Origin of the sequence: Citrobacter arsenatis (genome assembly GCF_004353845.1) — a bacterium.
In the GTDB taxonomy this organism is placed as follows: domain Bacteria; phylum Pseudomonadota; class Gammaproteobacteria; order Enterobacterales; family Enterobacteriaceae; genus Citrobacter; species Citrobacter arsenatis.
Genome location: NZ_CP037864.1, coordinates 5,107,437 through 5,125,249, shown reverse-complemented (window position 1 = coordinate 5,125,249; position 17,813 = coordinate 5,107,437). Strand labels below are relative to the sequence as shown.

Genomic DNA, 17,813 nt, shown 5'->3' with positions numbered 1-17,813 from the left:
ATGTTTTATCTCGATACGTTATCAACGCTGGTTGCGGCAACCCTTGTGTTGCTGCTGGGACGTAAGCTCGTCCAATCTGTTTCCTTCCTGAAAAAATACACCATTCCCGAACCTGTAGCGGGCGGATTGCTGGTAGCGATTGCGCTGCTGGTTCTGAAAAAAAGCCTGGGTTGGGAAGTAAATTTCGACATGACCCTGCGCGATCCGCTGATGCTGGCCTTCTTCGCCACTATCGGTCTGAACGCTAATCTCGCCAGTTTGCGCGCCGGTGGCCGCGTGGTGGGTATCTTTCTGATAGTGGTTGTTGGCCTGCTGCTGATGCAAAACGCCATCGGGATCGGTATGGCAACCCTGCTGGGCCTGGATCCGCTGATGGGGCTGATCGCCGGTTCAATAACCCTCTCTGGCGGACACGGAACCGGGGCCGCCTGGAGCAAGCTGTTTATTGAACGTTATGGCTTCACCAATGCGACTGAAGTGGCGATGGCTTGCGCAACGTTTGGCCTGGTGCTGGGCGGATTGATTGGCGGCCCGGTGGCGCGCTATCTGGTCAAACACTCCACCACGCCGGATGGCATGCCGGACGATCAGGCCGTGCCGACCGCGTTTGAAAAGCCGGACGTCGGGCGCATGATCACGTCGTTGGTGCTGATTGAAACCATCGCGCTAATCGCTATCTGTCTGACGGTGGGAAAAATCGTTGCGCAATTGCTGGTCGGAACGGTGCTGGAACTGCCGACCTTCGTCTGCGTACTGTTTGTTGGTGTGATCCTCAGTAACGGCCTGGCGTTAATGGGCTTTTATCGGGTATTTGAGCGCGCAGTTTCGGTGCTGGGTAACGTGAGTCTGTCGCTGTTCCTGGCGATGGCGCTGATGAGCCTGAAGCTATGGGAGCTTGCTTCTCTGGCGCTGCCGATGCTGGCAATCCTGGTTGTGCAGACGATTTTCATGGCGCTGTACGCGATATTTGTCACCTGGCGCATGATGGGTAAGAACTACGATGCCGCCGTGTTGGCAGCCGGACACTGCGGTTTTGGCCTCGGCGCGACGCCGACGGCGATTGCCAACATGCAGGCGATTACCGAACGCTTTGGGCCGTCCCATATGGCGTTCCTGGTGGTGCCAATGGTGGGGGCGTTCTTTATCGATATCGTCAACGCGCTGGTGATTAAGCTGTATCTGCTGTTGCCTATTTTCGCGCAATAACACGTGCGCGGCGGAGTCGCATCCGCCGCCGCTATTATGAATCAACTATGCGTTGGAGTAGCGCTCGGTTTCCGGCATCCAGCGTTCAATAAGCGCCACAGCCTGTTGCGGGTAGCGTTCATGAATATGGCGGGCAATACGCTGAACTTCCGGGATAATTGCCTGATCGCGCAGTAAATCCGCCACTTTGAATTCTGCCGTTCCGGTTTGGCGCGTACCCAACAGCTCGCCGGGGCCGCGAATCTCTAAATCTTTTTGCGCAATGACGAAGCCGTCGTTGCTGTCCCGCAAAACCTGCAGGCGTTTTTGCGCGGTTTTTGACAGCGGCGATTTGTAGAGCAGGACGCAGTGGGAGGCCACGGCGCCACGGCCTACGCGGCCACGCAACTGGTGCAGTTGCGCCAGGCCTAATCGCTCCGGGTTTTCAATGATCATCAAACTGGCGTTCGGCACGTCCACGCCCACTTCAATCACCGTGGTGGCAACCAGCAGATGTAATTCGCCCTGCTTAAAGGCCGCCATTACCGACTGCTTCTCGGCGGGCTTCATGCGCCCGTGCACCAGGCCAATATTCAGCTCTGGCAGCGCCAGTTTAAGCTCTTCCCACGTCGCTTCCGCCGCTTGAGCTTCTAACAAATCAGACTCTTCAATCAGCGTACAGACCCAGTACGCCTGACGTCCTTCATGGGTGCAGGCGTTGCGCACGCGGTCAATAATATCGCTACGGCGGGTATCCGGAATGGCCACCGTAGTGACCGGCGTACGCCCTGGAGGGAGTTCGTCAATTACCGACGTGTCGAGATCGGCATAGGCGGTCATCGCCAGGGTGCGCGGGATTGGTGTGGCGGTCATGATTAGCTGGTGCGGGTGGAAACCCTGCTGCTGGCCTTTCTCCCACAGTGCCAGACGCTGATGCACGCCAAAACGATGCTGTTCGTCGATGATAACCAGCGCCAGTCCGTTGAACTGTACCTGCTCCTGAAAAATCGCGTGTGTGCCGACAATCATCTGCACCTGGCCGCTGGCGATGGCTTCTTGTTGCGCCAGACGCGCTTTACCTTTCTGTTTGCCTGCAAGCCAGCCCACTTCAACGCCCAGTGGCGCAAACCAGTTGCGGAAGTTATTCGCGTGTTGTTCAGCCAGCAGTTCGGTAGGTGCCATCAGCGCAACCTGCTTACCATGTGCGATAGCCCGCAGCGCGGCCAGTGCCGCAACCAGGGTTTTACCAGAGCCGACATCGCCCTGCACCAGGCGCATCATTGGAACATCCAGCGCCATATCGCGTTCAATCTCGGCGGTTACGCGGGCCTGTGCGCCGGTGGGTTTAAACGGTAGCGCCGCCAGCAGCTTATCTTTCAGCGCGTTGTTAGCACTCAGCGGCTGGGCGTGGAAACGCTGCGCCCCGGCGCGTAGTGCCAGCATGCTGAGGTTATGCGCCAGCAGTTCTTCCAGAATCAAACGCCGCTGCGCCGGATGCTGGCCGGTTTCCAGATCGCTCAACTGCAGTGACGGCGGTGGCCGATGCAAGGTGCGCAGGGCTTCCGGCAGGCTCATCATGCCCTGTAGCAACTCTGGTGGCAGCAGTTCGGCAATGGCGCAGGTATCGAGCAAATCCAGCGCTTGATCGGTCAGTTTGCGCAGTGTGGCCTGCTTCACGCCTTCGGTGGTTGGATACACCGGCGTGAGCGTTTCCTGCAGTTCCGGCGTGCTGAGATCGCCCTGCACGCGGTATTCCGGGTGAATCATCTCTGCGCCGTATTTCCCGCGTTTGGCTTCACCGTAGGCCAGTACCCGGCGACCGGTGGCTAGGCTGTTTTTCATTGCTGCGCTGAAGTTGAAAAAGCGCATGGTGAGAATGCCGGAGCCATCGCTAATCTGACAGGTCATCATCCGGCGGCCACCGAAGGTGATATTGCAGTTCAGCACTTCGCCTTCAACAGTGGCATAGACGCCCGGCAGTAGTTCACCAATGGGGTACAGATGGGTACGGTCTTCGTAACGCAGAGGGAGGTGGAGCAGGAGGTCCTGCACGGTGTGCAGGCCAATTTTCGCCAGTTTACTGCTTTGCGCTGCGCCAACGCCGGTCAGAGAGTTGAGTGGGATGGCATCCAGTAAACGGCCTTTCATCGCGTTTATCTCGCAGATTGCATAGTGGCCCACCACGTTGCATCGGCTTCGATTTCGCCCTGCGTGTTTACGTGAGGGTAAGGAAGACCTTTGCGCTTAGCGACATTCGCCAGCACCGGGTAACCGCCTTCAAACAGTAAGCGCTGCTGCTCGTCTTGTGGCAGCATGCTGTTTTCTCGTCGGTACATGCCGGCGTTTTGCCGCTGGCGCTGTGCTTCGTACAGAATCAGCGCGGAGGCGACAGAAACGTTCAGCGACTGCACCATGCCAGTCATGGGAATGATGATGTCCTGATCCGCCAGATCCAATGCTTCCTGAGTGATGCCGGTTTTTTCCTGGCCCATCAGGATGCAGGTGGGACGCGTGTAATCAATCTCGCGAAAATCCACAGCCTTATCTGACAGATGGGTTGCCAGAACCTGCATACCCCGGTTTTTTAAATGTGTAACCGCATCGCCAATAGTAAGGTGAGTTTTAACCTGCACCCAACTGTTGCTGCCCGCCGCCGCCGAGGCCATGGTGCGCATACGGCTACCAGGCCAGACGGCGTGGACTTCATGCACGCCGACCGCATCTGCAGTACGAATGATCGCAGAAACGTTGTGAGGTTTGTGGACCTGCTCCATGCAGACGGTCAGATCGGGCTGCCGACGTGCGAGCATCTCGCAAATACGTGCGTAGCGCTGTTCATTCATAAGACTAGTTTCGGTTACGGGTGACTTTTATCACGTCCGGCATGACGCGGATTTTGCGCATGATATTCGCCAGGTGCACACGATCGCGAGCAGTCAGGCGAATAAAGGCGCTATACACGCGGCCATCTTTCTCTTCCGTATTCAGACTTTGAATGTTGGAGGTGGTCGTGTTGATTGCCGCCGTCAGGTTCGCCAGAGCACCCTGGTGATTAAACATATCCACCTTAATCTCAGTGATGAACTCCTGTTCCGTCTCTTTATCCCATTCCACCGCCATAAACTTCTCTGGCTCTTTCTGGTAGCCACGAATGTTGCGGCAGGACTCATGGTGAATCACCAGGCCTTTACCCGGACTGACGTGGGCAATGATTGGATCGCCAGGAATTGGACGACAGCATTTCGCGAAGGTGATCAGCACGCCGTCTGCGCCTTTGATCGGCAGATGACCGTGACCAGATTGTGCTGGCACGTTTGCTGTTGCTTCGCCCTGCTGGAGGTTTTTCGCTACCACCACGCTCATGGCGTTACCCAGACCGATTTCTGCGAGCAGGTCGTCAAGCGTGGCGAGCTTCATGCGCTCAAGCTCACGCTGGATGCTCTCTGGCGGGATCTCTGCCAGTTTACGGCTACCGCCTAAGGCATGGTTGAGCAGTCGACGGCCCAGGCTCACGGAATCATCGCGCTTGAGGTTTTTCAGCAGTTGGCGAATTTTAGCGCGCGCTTTCGAACTGACGACGAAGTTGAGCCATGCTGCATTCGGACGTGCGCCCGGCGCGGTAATAATCTCAACAGTCTGACCGCTAAACAGCGGTTGCGAAAGCGGGTAAGGCTGTCTGTCGACGCGTGCGCCGACGCAGGCGTGACCGATATCGGTATGCACGGCGTAGGCGAAGTCGACAGGCGTTGCACCGGCAGGCAGTTCGACAATACGCCCTTCCGGTGTGAAAACATAAATCTCATCCGGGAAGAGATCAGATTTGACGCTTTCAATAAATTCAAACGAGCTACCGGCGCTCTGCTGCAGTTCCAGCAGACTTTGCATCCAGCGCTGAGCACGGATTTGCGCAGTGGTGCTGCTTTCGCCGCCGTGCTCTTTGTAAGCCCAGTGGGCTGCGACACCCATCTCTGCCATCTGGTCCATGTCTTCAGTACGAATCTGTACTTCAACCGGGACGCCATGAGGGCCGATCATTGAGGTGTGCAAAGACTGATATCCGTTCGCTTTCGGAATGGCAATATAGTCTTTCACGCGACCAGGGCGTGGTTTGTAAAGGCTGTGCATCTGGCCGAGTACGCGATAACAGGTATCGGAATCATGAACGATAACGCGAAAAGCGTAGATATCCATGATGGAGTGAAAACGCTGCTCTTTGAGCACCATTTTGCAGTAAATAGAGTACAGGTGCTTCTCACGCCCGCTTACGCGACACGGAATGCCTGCCTCCTGCAAACGCCCTTCGATTTCTGAGAGGATTTTTTGGATCATCTCTTTGCGGTTGCCGCGAGCGGCTTTAACCACTTCTTTAATCACGCGATAGCGGTTTGGGTACAGCGCTTCAAAACCCAGCTCTTCCAGCTCGGTTTTAATGTGATGGATACCTAAACGATGCGCCAGCGGACTATAGATTTCGAGGGTTTCACGGGCGATGCGGCGACGCTTGTCCGGGCGTAATGAGCCCAGCGTGCGCATGTTGTGGGTACGGTCGGCAAGTTTGATGAGAATGACGCGGATATCCTGCACCATCGCCATAATCATCTTGCGAAAGTTTTCAGCTTGCGCCTCTTTCTTATCGCGAAACTTAAGCTTATCAAGCTTCGATACCCCTTCTACCAGTTCTGCAACGCTTTTACCAAAAAGCTGTTCCATGTCCTGGTAGGTGGCTGGGGTATCTTCAATCACGTCATGCAGCAGCGCAGCCATCAGCGTTTCATAGTCGAGTTTCATCTCGGCCAGAATGCAGGCTACCGCTACCGGGTGCGTGATATAAGGTTCACCGCTTGAACGTGTCTGGCCCTCGTGAGCGTCACGTGCAACGAGATACGCCTGCCGAAGACGCTTAATCTGGTCTTCCGGCAGGTAGTTTTGAATCAGTTGATTCAGGCTTTCAAACAGATACAAGGGCGACCCGCTTTGTGATTAACGACGACCTTCAGCAATAGCGGTAACGGCTTGTAATTCAGCGGCTTCCTGCTCTTGCTGTTCCTGGCGCTCGCGCACGTCGAGGATCTGGTTGTTGATCAGACCTTCTTCGATTTCGCGCAGCGCGATAACGGTAGTTTTATCGTTTTCTTCCGGTACGAGCGGATCCTTTCCGCCTACCTGCATCTGACGAGCGCGACGCGCGGCGACCAGTACCAGGTCAAAACGGTTACCAATTTTCTCTACAGCGTCCTGAACAGTTACGCGTGCCATACTTAAAATGCTCCACAGGTGAAGAAATGACTGGGCATGATACTGAATGTGGGTTCAGTCTGCCAACAGTTTGCTGATTAAAGCGTCATGACGCTGCTTTTGGCGGCTCATGCGCAGACGTTCGGCGCGAATGATGGTTTTCAAATCGCCGAGGGCGGTATCGAAATCATCATTCACAATAAGGTAATCATATTCGGCGTAATGGCTCATTTCTGCAACAGCTTGCGCCATACGTTTTGCGATCACGTCTTCGCTATCCTGACCGCGACCACGCAGACGGCGGTCCAGCTCAATCTTAGATGGCGGCAAAATAAAAATACTGCGCGCATGCGGCATTTTTTGACGAATTTGCTGCGCACCTTGCCAGTCGATGTCTAAAAAGACGTCTACGCCGGATGCCAAAACTTGCTCAATCGTCTCACGCGAGGTGCCGTAGTAATTACCGAAAACCTCAGCGTGTTCCAGGAACGCGTCTCTGCCAATCATGGTTCTGAATTCGTCATGGTTCACAAAGAAATAGTGTTCACCGTGCACTTCCCCCGGGCGCGGCGCGCGCGTGGTGTGCGAAACAGAAACCTGGGTGTCATACAACGGTTGGGTCTTTAATAAAGCCTGAATCAGGCTGGATTTACCCGCGCCACTGGGGGCAGAAACAATATAAAGCGTGCCTTGAGCCATGAGTATCTTAATGTATGTGATTGTCGAAAGAGAGCCTACATACGGGCTTATTATACACGTAGCCGCTATGTGACGTAGCCCTTGTCACACTTTTTGCGCATGTTTATTGCGTTTTGCGTACCAGTTTCCTGTTTTATCCGCGATTTGCAGCAATTCGTGCAAATGTCAGGAACGTTGCTCGCAGGATGAGTTTTTACCGCTCTGTTTCCTTTTCACTTCACGCTATACCTGCCGGGAAACGTATCGTTCAGCGGAGATAGCATGGGATTATGGAAATGCATAGGACTGATTTTTCTGGTGTGGCATTTACCGATATGGGCGGTATGCCCCGTCTGGTCACCAGCCCGGGCAAACGAAGAAATTTCACGACTACAGCAGCAGATAACACAGTGGAATGACAGTTACTGGAAACAAGGTGAGAGCGCCGTAGATGACGGAGTTTACGACCAGCTCAATGCCCAACTTATCCAATGGCAGCGCTGTTTTGGTGATGAATCTCCACCAGAACTGTCTGCGCCCCCAATAAGTGGCACCGTTTCACATCCTGTTCCCCACACGGGAGTCCGCAAACTTGCCGATAAGCAAGCGCTACAGCAATGGATGAAAGCTCGAAGCGATCTCTGGGTGCAGCCGAAGGTGGACGGCGTGGCGGTCACGCTGGTCTATCGCAATGGAAATCTGATACAGGCGATTAGCCGTGGTAACGGCCTGAAAGGTGAAGACTGGACGCAAAAGGTTCTTCAGATCCCTTCAGTACCGCACTCCACCACAGGGCAGCTCGCTAACAGTACGTTGCAAGGGGAGATATTTTTACAGCAGCAGGGGCATATTCAGCAACAGAAAGGAGGAATGAACGCCCGCTCAAAGGTTGCTGGAATGATGATGCGCCAGGGCAACCCGGAAATATTACGCTCGCTGGCTATTTTTATCTGGGCCTGGCCTGATGGTCCGGCGCTCATGCCTGAAAGGCTGGAGCAGCTCACTGCTGCCGGGTTCAGTTTCACGCAGCGCTATACTCAGGCGGTGAAGGATGCGGGTGATGTCGAGCAGGCGCGCGCCAGGTGGTGGGCTTCAGCATTACCTTTTGTCACCGATGGCGTAGTGGTGCGAACGGGAAAAGAACCGCGGGCGCAATATTGGCTGCCCGGACAGGGTGACTGGCTGGCGGCGTGGAAATATCCTCCTGTGGCCAGGGTATCGGAGGTAACTGGCATTCAGTTCTCCGTTGGCAAAACCGGGAAAATTGCGGTGGTGGCATTGCTGACCCCAGTCATGCTGGATGATAAGCGGGTGCAGCGCGTCAATATTGGCTCTGTACGGCGCTGGAATGAATGGGATATCGCGCCTGGCGATCAGATTCTGATAAGCCTTGCCGGACAGGGGATCCCCCGTATAGATGAGGTGGTCTGGCGCAGTACCCAGCGTATTAAGCCAGTGCCCCCTGTGGGACGCTTCAATTCATTAACCTGTTTTTATGCCACAGCGGAGTGCCAGGAACAGTTTGTTGCCAGACTGGTGTGGCTGGGAGATAAAGAGGTTCTGGGGCTGGAGGGTATCGGCGAAGCGGGATGGCGGGAGCTCAATCAGACGTATCGCTTTGAACATATCTTTTCCTGGCTCGGATTAACTCAGGCGCAATTACAGTCCATATTTGGCGCGAGCAAAGGTGAGAAGCTGTGGCATCAGTTCAACCTGTCGCGCCATCTCCCGTTCACGCGCTGGGTGATTGCCATGGGAATACCGTTAACACAGGCAACGCTAAATGCCAGTCGGGATAGTTCGTGGCAGCAGTTACAGGCGCGCAGTGAACAAAGCTGGCGGCAGCTTCCTTTCATGGGGGAGCGGCGGGCACGGCAGGTGATGCAGTGGCTGGAGGATAGTGAAATCACTGCGCTGAGCAACTGGTTAGCTGCTCAGCGGATCGTGGGCTTTATGCCTTAATGACCTTCATGGCGATAATAAAATACCGGCAGCCCTAACTTCAGGCGCAGTGCCAGCAGTCGGGCGGTAAAGCCGAAGAGCAGAGTCGAGATAACCACCACGTCGTGGCTGGAGACATAATGCTGTAGCACGATATACAGCACGGCAGCGGCGAATGAGACGCCGGCATACAGCTCTTTCTGGAAAACTAAGGGGATGCGTTTGCAGAACATGTCGCGTAATACGCCGCCGAAGACACCAGTAGTGACCGCAGCGACCACGGCGATAATCGGTCCATGCCCCATATCGAGCGCCACCTGAGCGCCAATAATAGAAAAGACCACCAGGCCCAGTGCATCCAGTACAAGGAATATTTTACGCAGATAGGGCATGACGGGAGCGATAATGGTGGTGAGTACCGCAGCGGTCGCCACGATAATGACGTATTCAGGGTGCTTTACCCAGCCAAGCGGATAGTGGCCGAGAAGAATGTCGCGTACCGAACCACCGCCAATGGCCGTTGCCGTAGCAATGATAATGACGCCAAATGTATCCATACGACGACGACCTGCCGCAAGCGCACCCGTCATGGCTTCGGCAGTAATACCAATTAAATATAAAACGTGTAACAGCATGTATTCCCCCTGATTTGCTGGGGGCTAAGGTTAACGATTTGTGCGCATTGTCACGATTGAGATTTTCTAAGGTGAAGTGATTTTAATAACTACAGCTAATGATGGTTTGGCGAAAATGCCATATGATATACGATACCACGATATTAACGATGCTGATAAATGATGAGAAAATATAATGCGTAGTGGGAGGTTATAAACATGCTCATCGGAAAAAACGCGTAGAGCCGCCGTTTACTGGCGAGCCACGTATGATATTTCATCAAACTATCCCCCCGACCATAGGACAAGTTGACACTCCAGAAGCCATTAGGGACGTCATCCTGAGTAAACTCTGATATGCAGCGGCTTCTATTCTGAAAAATGGTTCCCCTCAGCTATCGCCTCTATGCGTGTAGGCGCATTTACAGCAAATTTTCAGCATTAAGTGAGTCGGAGTGATAGACATGAGCGTAAGAGAGGAAATTCAGGATGGCAGAGAGGCTGGAATTTTAAGACGCGGGATAATCTACACCGAAGTTTTGGGGTGGGTAGATATGGGACACGCTCGAGGAGATGATGTCAGAAAGTTACTCTCGGATATGCATCAAGGCGAGCATTCAGGAAAGGATTATTACGATGTAAAATACACTCAAAGCATGGGAAGAGGAGGACTCACAATTGGGAAGTTTATCAGATGGAGAATTAGAAAAGGGCGCAGCTTATTTGAGCGATATAGTATAGCGCTTTCCATGATGATGGCGCTTGCTCATCGTTTTGAAGGTTTACAGTCAAATTTCCCCTTTTATCTTTACACCGACAGCGGTTTCAGTGGTGAGGATTTAGTATCCGATTTGCTGGGATTCTACCGCGTCTTCTCATATAGTAACCCATTCCCGCTATTGCAGTCCGTCAGCAAAGAGGAAGCCCTCAGACGTTGGGATTATTATGGTCCAATCGGCTCTTTTAAAAACACCTCATTCCAACCGATTTTATTTCCCGATCCGATGAAATCAGCTTTAGCTCTTCCTGTAAAAGGTGTTTTACCCTCATTCATGAGAACAGTGATACCTTACAGCGACTTCAGTTCTGGTAACGTTAAAATAGTTTCCAGGGATGGAACGGTCGTTAACTGGTAAAAAAGGGAAACATATGAAACAGGTAGTCATAATAGTGCTGATGGTAATAGCTATATGCAGCTCTTATTTCTGGCCTAATATTAAAATGAGACTTGCAGGTAACGCACAATATACAGAGTTTGATAAAGCCAAATATGATTATTACACTCCCCAAGTTTTAAAAAAAATGCCGAGAATATCCCAATTATATGACTTTAATTATACGAACATTTCTGGCCCTAAGGCTGATGTATGGAGTGTGACGTTCTATAATACCAGGGATACGAGGAAAATTAGTGAATATCTCTCAATGGCGGGCTATGAAAAACAGGAAAAATGCGATATAGAGGCAGAATGCTGGCGCCTCAGGGGATCTGATGAAGTACTGACAGTTGTGAATATGAACAGCAGCAACGCTGTTCGGGTTGATATTCTGAAGAGTCTTTATAACGACAAATATATGCCAGATAAATAATTACTCCAATTTTATATCAATCAGCACTTATGGGCGGTAGGGATAGCCCGCATTTAGCAGGCTATCCTGTGCTTTACGATAGCATAGGTATGGTACGCAAAATTACTCGATGTTCTGAATCTGCTCGCGCATTTGCTCGATCAATACCTTCAGTTCAATCGCGGAATTTGTCACCTCGGCATTGATAGACTTGGATGCCAGAGTGTTCGATTCACGGTTGAATTCCTGCATCATGAAGTCCAGACGGCGACCAACGGCCTCTTTTTTCTTCAGAATGTTGTAGGTTTCTTTTACGTGAGCTTCCAGGCGATCCAGTTCTTCAGCCACGTCGATACGCTGTGCCATCAGCACCAGTTCTTGCTCAAGGCGGTTGTTTTCCAACTGCACCTGGGCGTCTTCCAGTTTGGCTACCAGACGCTCGCGCTGCCATTGCAGGATTTCCGGCATATGCGCGCGCACTTTCGTGACTTCAGCGCTGACGCCTTCCAGACGCTGCTCGATCAGCGCTTTCAGCGCCTGACCTTCGGTTTCACGCGCGACGATAAAGTCATCCAGCGTACCGTCAAGCGCGGCGAGGATTTCGGCGGCAATGGCGTCCAGATCTTGCTCCTGGGCAGCCATTACGCCTGGCCAGCGCAGGATATCAACCGGGTTAATTTCACCTTCATCGCTCTGCATTTTGACCCAGTTAGCAGCACTCACGAGCTGTTTAGCGAGCTTTTCATTCAGAATCAGCTCGCCTTGCGCGCTGGCATCAGGCTCAAAACGCAGCGTACATTCGACTTTACCGCGCGTCAGACGCGTGCGAATACGTTCGCGAACAACGGGTTCGAGACTACGGAACTGCTCCGGCAGGCGAAAATAAGTTTCCAGATAACGCTGGTTTACCGAGCGCATTTCCCAGGTTGCGCTACCCCATTCACCCTTGATTTCACGCCGGGCGTAGGCGGTCATGCTACGGATCATAGACGTTCCTGTTTTTAAAGATGAGATGGGAGGATTATAGCCATCCACGTCTTGTCAGGATAGGAATAACAGTCGGAAGTCCGTATAATGCGCAGCCACATTCGTTTCAAGCCGGAGATTTTATCATGCGTCCAGCAGGTCGTAGTGCCAATCAGGTGCGTCCCGTCACCCTGACCCGTAATTATACAAAACACGCTGAAGGCTCCGTGCTGGTCGAATTTGGTGATACCAAAGTGCTGTGTACCGCCTCGATTGATGAAGGTGTACCGCGTTTTCTGAAAGGCCAGGGCCAGGGTTGGATCACCGCAGAATATGGCATGCTGCCACGCGCCACGCATACCCGTAACGCCCGTGAAGCGGCGAAGGGTAAGCAGGGCGGCCGTACCATGGAAATCCAGCGTCTGATCGCTCGTGCGCTACGCGCCGCTGTTGATTTGAAGACGCTCGGCGAATTCACGATTACCCTGGACTGTGATGTTATTCAGGCTGATGGTGGTACGCGTACCGCATCAATTACCGGTGCATGCGTTGCGTTGGCTGATGCGCTGAACAAGCTGGTAGCGAGCGGTAAACTGAAAACTAACCCGATGAAAGGGATGGTCGCCGCGGTTTCCGTGGGCATTGTAAACGGTGAAGCACTTTGTGACCTCGAGTATGTTGAGGATTCTGCCGCAGAAACCGACATGAACGTGGTGATGACCGAAGACGGTCGCATTATAGAGGTGCAGGGCACTGCGGAAGGCGAGCCGTTCAGTCATGAAGAACTTCTCACCTTACTGGCATTGGCCCGAGGGGGGATCGAATCCATTGTAGCGACGCAGAAGGCGGCGTTAGAAAATTGATTTTAAAGGCGACTGAAGAGTCGCCTTTTTTTTGTCTGTAATAAAGTGAGATGAGGAGCGAATCCATGAAACCGTATCAGCGCCAGTTTATTGAGTTTGCGCTTAGCAAGCAGGTACTAAAGTTTGGCGAGTTTACGCTGAAATCCGGGCGTAAAAGCCCCTATTTCTTCAACGCCGGACTGTTTAATACCGGGCGCGACCTGGCACTGTTAGGCCGTTTTTATGCCGAAGCGCTGGTGGATTCCGGCATCGAGTTCGATCTGCTGTTTGGCCCGGCTTACAAAGGTATTCCGATTGCGACCACCACCGCCGTTGCGCTGGCGGAACACCACGATAAAGATTTACCGTACTGCTTTAACCGCAAAGAGGCGAAGACCCATGGTGAAGGCGGTAATCTGGTAGGCAGCGCACTTGAAGGGCGTGTCATGCTGGTGGATGATGTTATCACCGCTGGTACGGCTATCCGTGAGTCGATGGAAATTATCCAGGCTAATGGCGCCACGCTGGCGGGGGTACTGATTTCTCTCGATCGTCAGGAACGCGGTCGCGGCGATATTTCCGCGATTCAGGAAGTGGAACGCGATTATGGCTGCAAGGTGATATCTATCATTACCCTGAAAGATCTGATTGCGTATCTGGAAGAGAAGCCTGAGATGGCAGAGCATCTGGCGGCAGTACGAGCCTATCGCGAAGCGTACGGCGTTTAAGAATCGCCGGATGGTGCTGCGCTTATCCGGCCTACGTAACCCCGTAGGCCGGACTAAACGAATCCGCTACTGCAACTGGGCAGCCACCAACGGCCAGCGGGTGTCGAAATCATCCGTTGGGCGGTATTTAAATTCGCTACGTACAAACCGGGACAGCATACCTTCGCAGAAAGCCAGCAACTGGCTGGCCAGCAGCGTTTCATCCACGGTGTAGCCTTCACCTTCACGCATTCTTTTTTCTCGCAGAACCTGACGCAACTGCGCCTCAATTCGCTCAAAAAGCTGGTTAATACGGCCTTGCAGACGGTCTTGCTCGAACATCAACGCGTGTCCGGTCAGAATTCGCGTCAGGCCAGGATTGCGTTCACCGAATCCTAAAATGAGCAGTACGATCAGACGCAAGCGTGCGTTGGTGTCTTTTTCATCTTTCAAAATCAGATTGATACGGGTAATCAGACTATCTTCGATAAACTCAATCAGGCTATCGAACATGCGAGTCTTGCTGGGGAAATGGCGATACAATGCCGCTTCGGATACACCAACTGAGGCTGCCAGCTTTGCTGTAGTGATGCGTTGGCTACCATCGCTGGACTCAAGCATCAGTGCCAGAGACTGAAGTATTTCTTCGCGACGATTCCTTTTCGCAGTTTGCTTTTCTACCATGTTACAAAATACCCCTGAAAATAAGCTCTTGCCAGGCAGGCATCCACACAGCGACCGCAAACTGTTGTTTGCGGTGTGTTATTGCGTTATTACGCTGTGGGATGCTTTTCTGCGGGTTACTTGCGCCCGGAATGGCCGAAGCCACCTTCGCCACGATCGGTGGCTTCAAATTCTTCCACCAGATTAAATTCAGCCTGAACGACCGGTACGAATACCATCTGCGCGATGCGCTCGCCTGGCTCAATGGTGAAGCTGTCCTGACCACGGTTCCAGACGGATACCATCAGTTGGCCCTGGTAGTCGGAATCAATCAAACCAACCAGATTGCCCAGCACTATACCGTGCTTATGGCCCAGCCCGGAGCGCGGGAGCATTACCGCCGCCAGAGAAGGATCGGCAATGTGGATAGCTAACCCGGTTGGCACCAGCGTTGTTGCACCCGGCGCCAGTTTTACGGCGTCATCAAGACAAGCACGCAGGTCAAGTCCGGCAGAGCCAGAAGTGGCGTACGTCGGGAGCGGAAATTGTTGCCCTACGCGCGGGTCCAGAATCTTAACGTCGATTTTTTTCATCATAACGGGTCACGATCTCGTCGAGTAATAATTGGCCCAGGAGTTCTTTACGCTCAAGCGGTAAGACTTTATCTCCATCCTGCCAAAAAAGGTGTAAAGCATTGCTATCGCTGTTAAATCCTTGAGTTGACAGCGAAACATCGTTCGCGCAGATCACATCAAGGTTTTTGCGGATGCGTTTTTGCCGGGCATATTCTTCCACATTATTTGTTTCGGCGGCAAACCCAACGACAAAAGGACGGTTAGCATCCAGTGCGGCAACACCGGCGATAATATCCGGATTTTTGACCATTTTTACAGTTAATTCATCGCCCTGCGTCGCCTGCTTTTTGATTTTTTCGTGGGCGATAGTTTCTGCGCGATAATCAGCGACTGCGGCGCAGCCGATAAAAATATGCTGTTGTTGCACCGCAGATTGCACAGCCGCTTCCATTTCCAGCGCGGTCATCACATCCACGCGCTGGACAAATGGCGGTGTGGGTAGCGAAACCGGACCGGACACCAGCGTGACGTTTGCCCCGCGTTTTGCGGCAGCGGCCGCGATGGCAAATCCCATTTTCCCGGAGCTGTGATTGGAAATATACCGCACGGGATCAAGCGGTTCACGCGTCGGGCCCGCCGTAATCATGATGTTGAGATGTTGCAGGGAGTTGACAGGCGAGAAATGTTCTGCGGCCATATCCACAATCATCAACGGATCCAGCATGCGCCCAGGGCCGATATCACCACATGCCTGGCTACCGCTGTCAGGGCCCCAAATGAGCAAACCACGCGAGGCAAGAATGCCCAGGTTGTGCTGGGTAGCGGCAGCGCGGTACATCTGCTGGTTCATAGCTGGTAGCACGGCGACAGGAGCTGGCGTGGCCAGACAGATTGTAGATACCAGATCGTTAGCCATACCTGCGGCAACGCGGGCAATCAGGTCAGCCGTAGCGGGGGCAAGGATAACCAAATCGGCCCATTTTCCCAGCTCAATGTGGCCCATCGCGGCTTCTGCTGCGGGGTCAAGCAGGCTGTCGGAAACGGGATATCCCGAAACGGCCTGTAGGCTCAGGGGGGTAATAAACGCTTTTGCCGCTTCGGTCATCGCCACGCGGACGTCAGCCCCGCGTTCCCGTAAACGACGTACCAGCTCAGGGGTTTTGTACGCAGCAATGCCGCCACTGACGCCAAGTACGATTTTTTTACCGGCCAGGCTCATCATGATCTTTCCTGTTGGGTTTCACCAGAAGGCGGATATTTTATCACAATCCGCAATTTGTCGTGCTTTTGCCCGTGCTCCAGTTTGCGAGGCGCTACGAAAAAGTGAAAACAGAGCGTCGATTCACCGCTAGCGTTATGCCACTATGCGGACGCGAAAGGAGGGGAAAAGCATGGAAAATACAGGACGTATGATGCCTCGGGAAAAGCTATTGGCGCAGGGGGCCAGCTCACTGACCGACGTTGAGCTACTGGCTCTTTTTTTACGTACTGGGATACTGGGTAAAGATGTGCTGACGCTGGCAAAAGAGTTGATCCAGCATTTTGGTTCGCTGTATGGCCTATTATCCGCAGACTATATGGCGTTTAGCCACGTTCACGGTATTGGTCTGGCGAAGTATGCGCAGCTAAAAGGGATTGCCGAACTGGCAAGGCGCTACCATAACGTGCGAGTGATGGAGGAGCGCGCGTTACTTAGCCCGGAAATGGCGCGAGAATTTCTGCAAAGCCAGCTCGCGCAAGAGGAGCGCGAGATCTTTATGGTGATCTTTATGGATTCTCAACATCGCGTGATCAAACACAGCAAACTTTTTTCCGGCACGCTTAGCCATGTTGAGGTGCATCCGCGTGAAATTGTCCGTGAAGCGATAAAAATGAATGCGTCAGCGGTGATCCTTGCACATAATCACCCTTCGGGGTGTGCAGAGCCGAGCAAAGCAGATAAACTCATCACCGAGCGTGTTGTGAAATGCTGTCAGTTCATGGATATCCGGGTGCTTGATCATCTGGTCATTGGGCGCGGAGAGTACGTTTCTTTTGCGGAACGCGGTTGGATTTAACGCACTTTACGCGATCCATCGGGATCTTTGTCTGTTCGGGACTTGAGCACATCGCTGACTCAGCGTATACTACGCCACCTTTGAGAATCTCGGGTTTGGCATTTGGGCCTGGCAATCGAGAGTTCGCAAATACACAAAATCATTCTTGTTGCGTCCAATGACGAGGTAACGATGAAAGATTTCGTGTATTGAACTGCGATAACCGGGCTGAGAAGCCTGACGAGGCGCCAATACCCCATACGAAGCTCGAGCTAATTTGATTTTTGGAGAATAGACATGTCCCGAGTCTGCCAAGTTACTGGCAAGCGTCCGGTGACCGGTAACAACCGTTCCCACGCACTGAACGCGACTAAACGCCGTTTCCTGCCTAACCTGCACTCTCACCGTTTTTGGGTTGAGAGCGAGAAGCGTTTTGTCACCCTGCGTGTATCTGCTAAAGGTATGCGTGTTATTGATAAGAAAGGCATCGAAACAGTTCTGTCTGAACTGCGTGCCCGTGGCGAAAAGTACTAAGTACTAAGAGGAAATAAATCATGGCTAAAGGTATTCGTGAGAAAATCAAGCTGGTTTCTTCTGCTGGTACTGGTCACTTCTATACCACTACGAAGAACAAACGTACTAAGCCGGAAAAACTGGAACTGAAAAAGTTCGATCCAGTTGTTCGTCAGCACGTTTTATACAAAGAAGCGAAAATCAAATAATTTTCGTTTTGATGTAAAGAAAAACCCTGCCTCGGCGGGGTTTTTTGTTTTCTGGCCGTCCCCATATTAATGAGACCTGA

Annotated in this window: 19 protein-coding genes; 9 read left to right on the top strand and 10 right to left on the bottom strand. The window is 52.8% G+C overall.

Features of this window, described 5'->3' with window-relative positions; genetic code table 11:
- Positions 1-1,206: a sodium/glutamate symporter gene (gltS, locus tag E1B03_RS25720; RefSeq protein ID WP_103769411.1), complete on the top strand. Its 1,206-nt coding sequence runs from the start codon at positions 1-3 to the stop codon at positions 1,204-1,206.
- A gap of 45 nt (positions 1,207-1,251) precedes the next feature.
- Here the strand turns inward: gltS and recG are convergent, their stop codons facing one another.
- The 5 genes from recG to gmk are packed head-to-tail and all read right to left on the bottom strand — an operon-like array spanning position 1,252 to position 7,119.
- Positions 1,252-3,333: an ATP-dependent DNA helicase RecG gene (gene recG / locus E1B03_RS25715; RefSeq protein ID WP_133087150.1), complete on the bottom strand. Its 2,082-nt coding sequence runs from the start codon at positions 3,331-3,333 to the stop codon at positions 1,252-1,254.
- A gap of 5 nt (positions 3,334-3,338) precedes the next feature.
- A complete protein-coding gene (trmH, locus tag E1B03_RS25710; RefSeq protein WP_103769413.1) occupies positions 3,339-4,028 on the bottom strand; it encodes a tRNA (guanosine(18)-2'-O)-methyltransferase TrmH in 690 nt (229 codons plus the stop codon).
- Between the two features lie 4 nt (positions 4,029-4,032).
- Complete coding sequence (gene spoT / locus E1B03_RS25705) at positions 4,033-6,147, bottom strand: bifunctional GTP diphosphokinase/guanosine-3',5'-bis pyrophosphate 3'-pyrophosphohydrolase (RefSeq protein ID WP_003024038.1); 2,115 nt, start codon at positions 6,145-6,147, stop codon at positions 4,033-4,035.
- 18 nt (positions 6,148-6,165) lie between these two features.
- Complete coding sequence (gene rpoZ / locus E1B03_RS25700; RefSeq protein ID WP_000135058.1) at positions 6,166-6,441, bottom strand: DNA-directed RNA polymerase subunit omega; 276 nt, start codon at positions 6,439-6,441, stop codon at positions 6,166-6,168.
- Between the two features lie 54 nt (positions 6,442-6,495).
- On the bottom strand, positions 6,496-7,119 hold the full coding sequence (gene gmk, locus E1B03_RS25695) for a guanylate kinase (RefSeq protein WP_019078035.1): 624 nt from the start codon (positions 7,117-7,119) through the stop codon (positions 6,496-6,498).
- Positions 7,120-7,380: 261 nt separating this feature from the next.
- Here gmk and ligB point away from each other — a divergent pair, with 261 nt between their 5' ends.
- Positions 7,381-9,060 carry an NAD-dependent DNA ligase LigB gene (ligB, locus tag E1B03_RS25690; RefSeq protein ID WP_133087149.1) on the top strand — a complete coding sequence of 560 codons (1,680 nt, stop codon included), beginning with the start codon at positions 7,381-7,383 and terminating at the stop codon, positions 9,058-9,060.
- Here ligB and E1B03_RS25685 read toward each other — a convergent pair.
- Positions 9,057-9,674: a trimeric intracellular cation channel family protein gene (locus E1B03_RS25685; RefSeq protein ID WP_003024049.1), complete on the bottom strand. Its 618-nt coding sequence runs from the start codon at positions 9,672-9,674 to the stop codon at positions 9,057-9,059. The two genes, ligB and E1B03_RS25685, sit on opposite strands and share 4 nt — an antisense overlap.
- A 443-nt stretch (positions 9,675-10,117) precedes the next feature.
- Between E1B03_RS25685 and E1B03_RS25680 the strand changes: the two genes are divergently transcribed.
- Positions 10,118-10,789, top strand: coding sequence for a hypothetical protein (locus E1B03_RS25680; RefSeq protein ID WP_133087148.1), 672 nt, complete (start codon positions 10,118-10,120; stop codon positions 10,787-10,789).
- A 13-nt stretch (positions 10,790-10,802) separates the two neighbouring features.
- Positions 10,803-11,243 carry a hypothetical protein gene (locus E1B03_RS25675; protein WP_133087147.1) on the top strand — a complete coding sequence of 147 codons (441 nt, stop codon included), beginning with the start codon at positions 10,803-10,805 and terminating at the stop codon, positions 11,241-11,243.
- A gap of 102 nt (positions 11,244-11,345) precedes the next feature.
- Here E1B03_RS25675 and E1B03_RS25670 read toward each other — a convergent pair whose 3' ends face one another.
- Positions 11,346-12,209 (bottom strand): YicC/YloC family endoribonuclease, encoded by an 864-nt coding sequence (locus E1B03_RS25670; RefSeq protein ID WP_003024052.1) that lies wholly within the window; start codon positions 12,207-12,209, stop codon positions 11,346-11,348.
- Between the two features lie 125 nt (positions 12,210-12,334).
- On the opposite strand from E1B03_RS25670, the gene rph reads away from it, so the two are divergent.
- Positions 12,335-13,051, top strand: coding sequence for a ribonuclease PH (gene rph, locus E1B03_RS25665; RefSeq protein WP_003024054.1), 717 nt, complete (start codon positions 12,335-12,337; stop codon positions 13,049-13,051).
- Between the two features lie 65 nt (positions 13,052-13,116).
- Positions 13,117-13,758 carry an orotate phosphoribosyltransferase gene (gene pyrE, locus E1B03_RS25660; RefSeq protein WP_103769415.1) on the top strand — a complete coding sequence of 214 codons (642 nt, stop codon included), beginning with the start codon at positions 13,117-13,119 and terminating at the stop codon, positions 13,756-13,758.
- 66 nt (positions 13,759-13,824) lie between these two features.
- Here pyrE and slmA read toward each other — a convergent pair whose 3' ends face one another.
- The 3 genes from slmA to coaBC form a co-directional block, all read right to left on the bottom strand.
- Positions 13,825-14,421 (bottom strand): nucleoid occlusion factor SlmA, encoded by a 597-nt coding sequence (gene slmA / locus E1B03_RS25655; protein ID WP_003827257.1) that lies wholly within the window; start codon positions 14,419-14,421, stop codon positions 13,825-13,827.
- A 116-nt stretch (positions 14,422-14,537) separates the two neighbouring features.
- Complete coding sequence (gene dut / locus E1B03_RS25645; RefSeq protein WP_165955343.1) at positions 14,538-14,996, bottom strand: dUTP diphosphatase; 459 nt, start codon at positions 14,994-14,996, stop codon at positions 14,538-14,540.
- Positions 14,974-16,194, bottom strand: coding sequence for a bifunctional phosphopantothenoylcysteine decarboxylase/phosphopantothenate--cysteine ligase CoaBC (gene coaBC / locus E1B03_RS25640; RefSeq protein ID WP_133087268.1), 1,221 nt, complete (start codon positions 16,192-16,194; stop codon positions 14,974-14,976). Before coaBC ends, dut begins: the two co-directional genes overlap by 23 nt.
- Positions 16,195-16,366: 172 nt before the next feature.
- On the opposite strand from coaBC, the gene radC reads away from it, so the two are divergent.
- The 3 genes from radC to rpmG all read left to right on the top strand — a co-directional run bounded on the left by radC (position 16,367) and on the right by rpmG (position 17,733).
- The gene (radC, locus tag E1B03_RS25635) at positions 16,367-17,032 is read left to right on the top strand and encodes a RadC family protein (RefSeq protein ID WP_103769417.1); all 666 of its coding nucleotides are present in this window, start codon (positions 16,367-16,369) and stop codon (positions 17,030-17,032) included.
- Between the two features lie 276 nt (positions 17,033-17,308).
- Positions 17,309-17,545 (top strand): 50S ribosomal protein L28, encoded by a 237-nt coding sequence (gene rpmB / locus E1B03_RS25630; RefSeq protein ID WP_003024071.1) that lies wholly within the window; start codon positions 17,309-17,311, stop codon positions 17,543-17,545.
- A 20-nt stretch (positions 17,546-17,565) separates the two neighbouring features.
- Positions 17,566-17,733 (top strand): 50S ribosomal protein L33, encoded by a 168-nt coding sequence (gene rpmG, locus E1B03_RS25625; RefSeq protein WP_003024094.1) that lies wholly within the window; start codon positions 17,566-17,568, stop codon positions 17,731-17,733.
- Positions 17,734-17,813 lie beyond the last annotated feature (80 nt).

What these genes read in the sequence shown, in the direction of transcription:
- rpmG (WP_003024094.1), top strand. Translation starts at nt 17,566, where the DNA reads ATGGCTAAAGGTATTCGTGAGAAAATCAAGCTGGTTTCTTCTGCTGGT.
- coaBC (WP_133087268.1), bottom strand. Translation starts at nt 16,194, where the DNA reads ATGAGCCTGGCCGGTAAAAAAATCGTACTTGGCGTCAGTGGCGGCATT.
- trmH (WP_103769413.1), bottom strand. Translation starts at nt 4,028, where the DNA reads ATGAATGAACAGCGCTACGCACGTATTTGCGAGATGCTCGCACGTCGG.
- dut (WP_165955343.1), bottom strand. Translation starts at nt 14,996, where the DNA reads ATGATGAAAAAAATCGACGTTAAGATTCTGGACCCGCGCGTAGGGCAA.
- slmA (WP_003827257.1), bottom strand. Translation starts at nt 14,421, where the DNA reads ATGGTAGAAAAGCAAACTGCGAAAAGGAATCGTCGCGAAGAAATACTT.
- rpoZ (WP_000135058.1), bottom strand. Translation starts at nt 6,441, where the DNA reads ATGGCACGCGTAACTGTTCAGGACGCTGTAGAGAAAATTGGTAACCGT.
- recG (WP_133087150.1), bottom strand. Translation starts at nt 3,333, where the DNA reads ATGAAAGGCCGTTTACTGGATGCCATCCCACTCAACTCTCTGACCGGC.
- rph (WP_003024054.1), top strand. Translation starts at nt 12,335, where the DNA reads ATGCGTCCAGCAGGTCGTAGTGCCAATCAGGTGCGTCCCGTCACCCTG.
- rpmB (WP_003024071.1), top strand. Translation starts at nt 17,309, where the DNA reads ATGTCCCGAGTCTGCCAAGTTACTGGCAAGCGTCCGGTGACCGGTAAC.
- E1B03_RS25670 (WP_003024052.1), bottom strand. Translation starts at nt 12,209, where the DNA reads ATGATCCGTAGCATGACCGCCTACGCCCGGCGTGAAATCAAGGGTGAA.
- gmk (WP_019078035.1), bottom strand. Translation starts at nt 7,119, where the DNA reads ATGGCTCAAGGCACGCTTTATATTGTTTCTGCCCCCAGTGGCGCGGGT.
- E1B03_RS25685 (WP_003024049.1), bottom strand. Translation starts at nt 9,674, where the DNA reads ATGCTGTTACACGTTTTATATTTAATTGGTATTACTGCCGAAGCCATG.
- gltS (WP_103769411.1), top strand. Translation starts at nt 1, where the DNA reads ATGTTTTATCTCGATACGTTATCAACGCTGGTTGCGGCAACCCTTGTG.
- ligB (WP_133087149.1), top strand. Translation starts at nt 7,381, where the DNA reads ATGGGATTATGGAAATGCATAGGACTGATTTTTCTGGTGTGGCATTTA.
- E1B03_RS25675 (WP_133087147.1), top strand. Translation starts at nt 10,803, where the DNA reads ATGAAACAGGTAGTCATAATAGTGCTGATGGTAATAGCTATATGCAGC.
- radC (WP_103769417.1), top strand. Translation starts at nt 16,367, where the DNA reads ATGGAAAATACAGGACGTATGATGCCTCGGGAAAAGCTATTGGCGCAG.
- pyrE (WP_103769415.1), top strand. Translation starts at nt 13,117, where the DNA reads ATGAAACCGTATCAGCGCCAGTTTATTGAGTTTGCGCTTAGCAAGCAG.
- E1B03_RS25680 (WP_133087148.1), top strand. Translation starts at nt 10,118, where the DNA reads ATGAGCGTAAGAGAGGAAATTCAGGATGGCAGAGAGGCTGGAATTTTA.